Annotated in this window: 1 protein-coding gene; it reads right to left on the bottom strand. The window is 45.6% G+C overall.

The annotated features are described in order from the left end of the window. Positions 1–1336 (bottom strand): MBG domain-containing protein (locus tag R2Q85_RS24515; protein WP_316814444.1); only part of this gene is annotated, 1336 nt, incomplete at both ends.

Below are 1336 nucleotides of genomic sequence, written 5' to 3'. Positions count from 1 at the left end.
GGTAGTCTGGCTTGGTCTTACAGTTAATACTGCAGTGTTCGTTGTACCGATGATACTGCTGTTAGGCGCCCAAACATAGCCGGTTCCTCCTGTTGCGGTAAGCAATACGGTCTCTCCTTTGCTGATATCCATACCTTTGTCGCTGTTAATAGAAATAACCGGCAAGGCATTTACCGTAATTACGAAAGTCCTGCTGTAAGTATCCACACCAGCATTGGCTGTACCCCCATTATCTTTCACGGTTACCGTTATAGTGGCTGTTCCAGCAAGGGCACCAGGTTTCACCCTGTAGTTTAAGCTTCCTGTAGCTCCTGACCCTGTAACTGTCAGCGCGTCAAACAAGTCAGCATTGTTACTGCTTACACTTAAAACAGTGCTCTGTGCAGTTTCAGGGCCGGCACTGATGCCAGTTAAAACTACAGTCTGCGCTGCAATAGTATAACAGATCGTTTGATCAGCTATCGTTGCCAGTGTAGGAATCTCGTTCACATCACTCAAAGCAATTGTCAGCACTTTTTCCAGGCTCAGGCCATATTGCGTAGTACTTTTTACGCGCAGGCTGTAGCTGGCTTTGCTTTCAAAGTTCAGGCTAGCAGTCGTATTGATCCTGTTACCAATGATGGCAAACGATGCATTATCTGTATCGCCTGTTCCGGCAGCTAAGGTATAGGTAAAAGTTGCCGACGGATCATCCGAAGTACTGCTCAAGATACCTGCACTGGTACCTGCTGTGCTGTTCTCGTAAAGCGTTATCCCAGCAAGACTGATATTGGTTGGCGCACCTCCTTTAACGCTCAGTGTTCCTTTTACATAAATGAAACTGTAGTTTGCTGCTGCTGCACCACTGGCATTAATGTCATAAGTACCAGCCGGGCTTGTTATATCAGCAGTTGTGGTTACGTTTGGTGATGTGGTAAAAACCGAGTTGCTTTCACCATTAACAAAACCAGAATAATTTACTGTTAATGCCGGGTTTGCTGTACCTGCAAAACGTTCTTTGTTATCGGCAGTAATGGTCAGCACTTTCCTGCCTACCGTCAAAGCTCCGTTCATATAAACGATGCTGTAGTTGCTCAATCCTGTACCAGCAGCTGCAGCTGGCACAATTGGATATGTTGAAACTGCTACCGTTGCAGTAGCCGAAGCGCCGGTACTATTTAAAGTAACACCGGTAACGGTATTGCCATTGATCAATCCAGTTGTACTAAATTCTGTACCTGAAAAAGTCACTGCATCTCCATAAGTTTTGGTCCTTGTTGCAGCGGTAATGGTCAATGTTTTCGCCGTTACCGTCAATACCCCATTCCAGTTGGTAAGGGTATAGTTGCTAAGTTTA

The sequence above is a fragment of the Pedobacter heparinus genome (assembly GCF_032678725.1).
Lineage (GTDB): Bacteria > Bacteroidota > Bacteroidia > Sphingobacteriales > Sphingobacteriaceae > Pedobacter > Pedobacter heparinus_A.
This window is presented reverse-complemented; position numbering and strand designations above follow the sequence as displayed.